Origin of the sequence: Burkholderia sp. E168m23 (assembly GCF_016586125.1) — a bacterium.
GTDB lineage: Bacteria > Pseudomonadota > Gammaproteobacteria > Burkholderiales > Burkholderiaceae > Burkholderia > Burkholderia orbicola.
In genome coordinates this window covers 1-7,020 of sequence record NZ_BCPP01000303.1, presented here as the reverse complement: position 1 = coordinate 7,020, position 7,020 = coordinate 1, and the positions used below count along the sequence as shown (strand labels likewise).

The window sequence follows — 7,020 nt, the reverse complement described above, 5'->3', positions numbered from 1 at the left end:
ATCCGCTCGACGCCGAGGCTGACGAATGGGAAGTGGTTCGGGTCGAGCACGATCGGCAACTGCGGATGGTGATAGCCGAGCAGCAGGTCGCATTCGCCTTCGACCAGCTGCTGCACGCCTTCCGGCACGTTCACCGCATTGACGCGGGCAGTGACGTGGCCGACCTCGCTATTGAGCTGCTTGAGCCATTCGGGAAACAGCGTGAACACCAGCGTATGCGCGACGGCGAAGCGCACGACCTGGTCGCTCGCCGCGAACTGGTCGTAGCCGTTCACGAGATTGCGCGCCGCATACATGCTGCGCAGGATGTCCGCGGCGAGCCCGCGGAACATCTGGCCGGCCGGCGTCAGCGCGACCGGATTGATGCTCCGGTCCACCAGCTTCGCATCCATCCAGGTTTCAAGCGCGGCGATTCGCCTGCTGAACGCCGACTGCGTCAGGTGCCGGTGACGCGCGGCCCGGGAAAAGCTCTTGGTATCCGCAAGGCTCAGGAAATCTTCCAGCCACTTTGCTTCCATTTCGATCTTCGCTTTTTATAGTCGGGCGCCTGAAAGGCGGCGCCGTCTGCTGCACCAACGTTCTAGCGTACCGCGCATCGCGCCGCTCGGGCCGATGTTTTTTTTCGATCGGTGTCAGTCGAAATATGCATGGGCGTTGTCGGCGGGATTACGGCTGCATAGCGTTGAGGGGCCGGACCGGTTAACCGGACAGTTCATCGCGTCGGACTGTCCGGGCCCGCCTGGACGGCACTTCCCCCAAGGCCGGCTGCGCCGTGTGCGTGCCGGCCTACCCGTTCATGGTCGTTTCGGGGGCGTCGGCTCGCCGCTTTTGGTGCAGTGCAGATTGCACATCCGTGACACGTGGGAGAACTATGTTCGTCGGACGCGGCGCAGCATCGATCGTGCACGCTCGCGGCGCACCGCAAGCGCCCGGCGCGTCCGAGGTTGCACCGTTGTGGTGCGTAATGCCGCGCAGGCATGCCTGACGCGGCGCGAAAAACGGGGGGATATCGAGCAGATTGAGCAAGGCACGTTCCTTGCAAAGCATTCAGTACGCCGGTCCGGCATGCGCAATGCCGGGGAAAACGATCGATGGAGAGAAGATCGATGAAGCCATTCGATGAAATGCTGCAATCCGGCGACATGGTAAGGGCGCCTTACGCGCGCCTGAAGCAATGGCTCGACACGCAGAATCCTGCGAGCCTCGCCCAGAAGGCCCACGACGCGGAAGGCGTGTTCCGCAAGACGGGCATCACGTTCGCCGTCTACGGCGACGCGGAGGCCGCCGAGCGGCTGATTCCGTTCGACATCGTCCCGCGCATCATCTCGGGGGCGGAATGGAGCCGGCTGTCGCTCGGCATCGAGCAGCGCGTAATGGCGCTGAACGCGTTCCTCGACGACATTTACCACCGTCAGGAAATCGTGCGCGCGGGCATCGTGCCGAAGCACCTGATCGCGCACAACGACGCGTTCATCCCCGAGATGATCGATTTCCGGCCGCCCGGCAACGTTTACACGCACATCATCGGTGTCGACATCGTGCGCACCGGCGAGAACGCGTTCTACGTGCTGGAGGACAACGCGCGCACGCCGTCCGGCGTGTCGTACATGCTGGAAAACCGCGAAACGATGATGCAGCTCTTCCCCGAGCTGTTCCAGCAGGTGAAGGTGCGCCCGGTCGAAACCTATCCGCAGATGCTGCGCCAGTCGCTCGCGGCCGTGTGCCCGCCGGGCGGCAATGCCGACAACCCGACCATCGCGGTGCTCACGCCCGGCATCCACAATTCCGCGTACTACGAGCATTCGTTCCTCGCCGACCAGATGGGCGTGCACCTCGTCGAAGGCAGCGACCTGCAGGTGATCGACGGGCGCGTCGCGATGCGCACGACCGAAGGCTTCCAGCCGATCGACGTGCTGTACCGCCGCGTCGACGACGCGTTCCTCGATCCGCTGACGTTCCGCCCGGATTCGGTGCTCGGCGTGGCCGGCATCATGGACGTGTACCGCGCGGGCAACATCACGATCGCGAATGCGCCCGGCACCGGCATCGCCGACGACAAGGCGATCTACTCGTACATGCCGGAGATCGTCGAGTTCTACACGGGCCGCAAGGCGCTGCTGGAGAACGTGCCGACCTGGCGCTGCGGCGAGGCCGACAGCCTGAAGTACGTGCTCGCGCATCTCGACGAACTGGTCGTGAAGGAAGTGCACGGCTCGGGCGGCTACGGGATGCTGGTCGGGCCGTGCGCGTCGAAGGCCGAACTCGAGGCATTTTCCGCGAAGCTGCGCGCGCGTCCCGCGAACTACATCGCGCAACCGACGCTCGCGCTGTCCACGACGCCGATCCTGACCGACGCCGGCCTCGCGCCGCGCCACGTCGACCTGCGTCCGTTCGTGCTGGTGTCGGACCGGATCCGCATCACGCCGGGCGGGCTCACGCGCGTCGCGCTGCAGGAAGGGTCGCTCGTCGTCAACTCGAGCCAGGGCGGCGGCACCAAGGACACCTGGGTGCTGGCCGACTGAGCCGGGCACGACCGCGCGCGCCGGAGCCGGCGCGCGAACCGAACGAAGACGGAGTGGACACGAGATGCTTCTGGGACGTACTGCAAGCGGCCTCTACTGGATGTACCGCTATATCGAGCGCGCGGAGAACATCGCGCGCATCGTGGATGCCGGGCTGCGGATGGCGCTCACGCGCACGGCCGACGCGCCGGCCGAATGGTCGTCGGTGCTCGTCAGCTCGGGCGCCGACGACGGCTATCGGGAGAAATACGACGCGTATGCGGCCGATACCGTGACCGACTACCTGCTGCGCGACCGCGACAACCCGTCGAGCGTGCTGTCGTGCATCGAGGCCGCGCGCTCGAACGCGCGGATGGTGCGCACGGCGCTCACGCGCGAGGCGTGGGAAAGCGTGAACGGCGCGTGGCTCGCGTTGCGGCGCGCGCTGGCGCAGCCGGTGCCGGAAAGCGAGCTGCCGGCCGTGCTCGACGAAGTGAAGCGCGAAACCGCGCTGATCCTCGGCAGCTTCTACAGCACGATGCTGCGCAACGAGATCTTCGATTTCGCGCAGATCGGCGCCTTCATCGAACGCGCGGACAACACCGCGCGGATCATCGACGTGAAGTATCACCTGCTGCTGCCGTCGGTGTCGCACGTCGGCACGATCCTCGACAACTACCAATGGGAGACGATCCTGCGTTGCGTCGCCGCGCACCGTTCGTACCGCTGGGTGTACGACGTGCAGTACAAGCCGCTGAACATCGCCGACTACCTGATCCTGAACGGCCGCATGCCGCGTTCGCTGCGCTATTGCTACGGACGCGTCGTGTCGAGCCTGAACCTGCTCGCGAAGGATTACGGCGTGACACACCCGTGTCACGACACGGCCACGAAGATTCTGCAACTGCTGTCCGATACCTCGGTCGAGCGGATCTTCAAGAGCGGCCTGCACGAGTTCCTAACCGACTTCATCGGCCGCAACAACAGCCTCGGGCTCGAAATCGCCCAGGCTTACAACTTCGACTGAGACTTGCCATGCGACTCGCCATTCGACACATTTCGCGTTATCAGTTCGACGATCAAGCCAGCCATGCGCTGCAACGGCTGCGGCTGCGCCCGCAGTCGGGCCCCGGCCAGACGGTGCGCGCGTGGCAGGTCACGATCGACGGCGTCGAGCCGACGCTGTCTTACGCCGACGGGCTAGGCAACCGGATCGATCTCGTGCGCCACGATCGCGGCGCGAAGGCCGAGATCGTCGTCGTGGCGGCCGGCGTCGTCGAAACGCAGGACCGCGCGGGCATCATCGGGAATCCCGAAGGCTATGCGCCGCCGTGGATCTTCGAGCGCGAGACCGCGCTCACGAAGGCGGGCGAGACCGTGCGCGAGCTCGCTCAGGCGCTGCCGATCGAGCCGCACGGCCTCGACGCATTGCACTGGCTGATGACGGAAGTGCACGGCCGCATCGCGTACGCGCCGAACGTGGCGGCCGACGCCGCCGTCGATGCGGAAACCGCGCTGCAAAGCGGCGAGGGCACGAGCCGCGACCATGCGCACGCGTTCATCGCGGCCGCCCGCGTGCTGAAGATCCCCGCGCGCTACATCTCGGGCTACGTGCTGGCCGACAGCGCGATGCAGCGCATCGCCGACGCGAAGCAGAACGCGGGCGACATCGAGGAGGAGGAAGCGCTTGCGCTGCAGAGCGGCGACGGCATGCAGCAGGTGCTCGGCGCGTCGCATGCCGCGCAATCGCAGTCGCAGTCGCAAGGGCAGTCGCAATCCCAGGGGCAGTCGCCGGCGGCGCTCGGCGCGCAGCCGCAAGCCACGGCGCTGTCCCAGCAGCCGGCCGGCCACGCATGGGCCGAGGCCTATGTCGAAGGGCTCGGCTGGGTCGGCTTCGACCCGTTCATGAACCGTTGCCCGGACGAACGCTACGTGCGCATCGCGGTCGGCCTCGACCATCGCGACGCGCAGCCGGTGACGGGGCTCGGCGCGACGGCCGTCGGCGTCGAGATCAGCGTCGTGCAGACGCCGGAACTCGTCTGACCCGCGGCGCGCCTTCGCCGCATCCGCCATGCCGGGCCGCCGCGTCGACAGCGACGCGGCGTGCGCGGCGGCCCAACCCGACTCGAGCTCCCATGTCCATCCACGTCGCGCTGCATCACACCACCCGCTATCGCTACGACCGGCTCGTCAACCTCGGCCCGCAGGTCGTGCGGCTGCGGCCCGCGCCGCATTGCCGGACGCCGATCCTCGCGTATTCGATGACAGTCGAGCCCGCGCAACACTTCATCAACTGGCAGCAGGACCCGTTCTCGAACTATCTCGCGCGGCTCGTGTTTCCGGAGCGCACCGAGCACTTCGAGATCACGATCGATCTCGTCGCCGAGATGTCGGTGTACAACCCGTTCGACTTCTTCCTCGAAGCGAGCGCGGAGCAATACCCGTTCAGCTATGACGACGCGCTGAAGACCGAGCTCGCGCCGTATCTCGCATGCGACCCGCAGACGAGCGCCGCGCCGCTGTTTCGCGCGTATCTCGACGGCGTGGACCGCACGCCGGCGGGCACCACGAACTTCCTCGTCGCGTTGAACCAGCAGCTCCAGCGCGACATCGGCTATCTCGTGCGGATGGAGCCCGGCGTGCAGACGCCCGCGCAGACGCTCGAGCTCGCGTCCGGCTCGTGCCGCGACAGCGCGTGGCTGCTGGTGCAGCTGTGCCGCCATCTCGGCATTGCCGCGCGCTTCGTGTCGGGTTACCTGATCCAGCTCACGCCCGACGTCAAATCGCTCGACGGTCCGAGCGGCACGTCGGTCGATTTCACCGACCTGCACGCGTGGTGCGAGGTCTATCTGCCGGGCGCCGGCTGGATCGGCTTCGACCCGACGTCCGGCCTGCTCGCCGGCGAAGGGCATATTCCGCTCGCGTGCACGCCGCAGCCGACCAGCGCCGCGCCGGTCGAGGGGCTGATCGACGAGTGCGAGGTGTCGTTCGAGCACGAGATGAGCGTGACGCGCGTGTACGAATCGCCGCGCGTGACGAAGCCGTATACGGAATCGCAGTGGGACGCCGTGCTGGCGCTCGGCACGCAGGTCGACGGCGCGCTGGCCGCCGGCGACGTGCGGCTCACGCAGGGCGGCGAGCCGACCTTCGTATCGATCGACGATCGCGACGGCGCCGAGTGGAACACCGATGCCCTCGGCCCGACCAAGCGCGGCTATGCGACCGAACTCGTGCAGCGGCTGCGCGCCGAATACGGCGACGGCGGCTTCCTGCATTTCGGGCAGGGCAAGTGGTACCCGGGCGAGCAACTGCCGCGTTGGGCGCTGTCGATCTTCTGGCGCGCGGACGGCCAGCCCGTGTGGCGTGATCCGTCGCTGTTCGCCGACGAGCGCGATCCGTCCGCGTACACGACCGGCGACGCGAAGCGCTTCATCGATGCGCTCGCCGCGCGGCTGAACCTGACCGGCGAATTCATCCAGCCCGGCTACGAGGACGTCTGGTACTACCTGTGGCGCGAGCGCCGGCTGCCCGTCAACGTCGATCCGTTCGACGCGCGCCTCGACGACGAGCTCGAACGCGCGCGGCTGCGCAAGGTGTTCGAGCAGCAGCTCGACAGCGTGGTCGGTTACGTGCTGCCGGTCAAGCGCACGGACGACACGCCCGGCCTCGACGGGCCGCGCTGGCAAACGGGCCCGTGGTTCTTCCGCGACGAGCGGATGTACCTCGTGCCGGGCGATTCGCCGATGGGCTATCGGCTGCCGCTCGATTCGCTGCCGTGGGCGGCCCGCGGCGACCATCCGTATCTCGTCGAACGCGATCCGTTCGCGCCGCGCGACGCGTTGCCGGACGCCGCTGCCATGCGTGCCCGCTACGCGGGCCCGGCCGATGCGCCGCGCTATCTGTCCGGCGTGCATCGCGAAGCGTCCGCGCAGACCGTGATGCAGTGGCGCGACGATGGCACCGCCACGCGCGGCCGACCGGGCGCCGTGGACCCGCATCGCCGCCCCGAGCGCTTCGAATCGGCCGCGTGGATCACGCGCACCGCGCTGTGCGTCGAAGTGCGCAACGGCATCCTGTACCTGTTCATGCCGCCGCTTGCCGCGCTCGAGGATTATCTGGAGCTGCTCGGCGCGATCGAGCTGACCGCGCAGGCGCTCGGGGTGAAGCTCGTGCTCGAAGGCTATCCGCCGCCGCGCGACGCACGGCTGAAGCTGCTGCAGGTGACGCCCGACCCTGGCGTGATCGAGGTGAACATCCATCCGGCCGCGAGCTTCGACGAACTCGTCGACCACACCGAATTCCTGTACGACGCCGCGTGGCAGTCGCGGCTGTGCAGCGAGAAGTTCATGGTCGACGGGCGGCACGTGGGCACGGGCGGCGGCAACCACTTCGTGCTCGGCGGCGCGACGCCGGCCGACAGCCCGTTCCTGCGCCGCCCCGATCTGCTCGCGAGCCTGATCGCGTACTGGCACAACCATCCGTCGCTGTCGTACCTGTTCTCGGGGCTGTTCATCGGGCC

5 protein-coding genes are annotated in these 7,020 nt (G+C 67.5%); 4 read left to right on the top strand and 1 reads right to left on the bottom strand.

Annotated features, from left to right (window positions below; all coding sequences use genetic code 11):
* Positions 1 to 518, bottom strand: a 518-nt coding sequence (locus tag JMF90_RS17035) for a LysR family transcriptional regulator (RefSeq protein ID WP_201325253.1), incomplete at its 3' end; no start/stop codon positions are given.
* A 588-nt stretch (positions 519 to 1,106) separates the two neighbouring features.
* Between JMF90_RS17035 and JMF90_RS17030 the strand changes: the two genes are divergently transcribed.
* The 4 genes from JMF90_RS17030 to JMF90_RS17015 form a co-directional block, all read left to right on the top strand.
* Positions 1,107 to 2,522: a circularly permuted type 2 ATP-grasp protein gene (locus tag JMF90_RS17030; protein ID WP_023477240.1), complete on the top strand. Its 1,416-nt coding sequence runs from the start codon at positions 1,107 to 1,109 to the stop codon at positions 2,520 to 2,522.
* Positions 2,523 to 2,586: 64 nt separating this feature from the next.
* Positions 2,587 to 3,528, top strand: coding sequence for an alpha-E domain-containing protein (locus JMF90_RS17025; RefSeq protein ID WP_011547955.1), 942 nt, complete (start codon positions 2,587 to 2,589; stop codon positions 3,526 to 3,528).
* A gap of 8 nt (positions 3,529 to 3,536) precedes the next feature.
* Positions 3,537 to 4,544, top strand: a complete 1,008-nt coding sequence (locus JMF90_RS17020; RefSeq protein WP_011694704.1) for a transglutaminase family protein — start codon at positions 3,537 to 3,539, stop codon at positions 4,542 to 4,544.
* Between the two features lie 92 nt (positions 4,545 to 4,636).
* Positions 4,637 to 7,020 (top strand): transglutaminase family protein (locus JMF90_RS17015; protein ID WP_201325252.1); only part of this gene is annotated, 2,384 nt, incomplete at its 3' end.

What these genes read in the sequence shown, in the direction of transcription:
- JMF90_RS17030 (WP_023477240.1), top strand. Translation starts at nt 1,107, where the DNA reads ATGAAGCCATTCGATGAAATGCTGCAATCCGGCGACATGGTAAGGGCG.
- JMF90_RS17025 (WP_011547955.1), top strand. Translation starts at nt 2,587, where the DNA reads ATGCTTCTGGGACGTACTGCAAGCGGCCTCTACTGGATGTACCGCTAT.
- JMF90_RS17020 (WP_011694704.1), top strand. Translation starts at nt 3,537, where the DNA reads ATGCGACTCGCCATTCGACACATTTCGCGTTATCAGTTCGACGATCAA.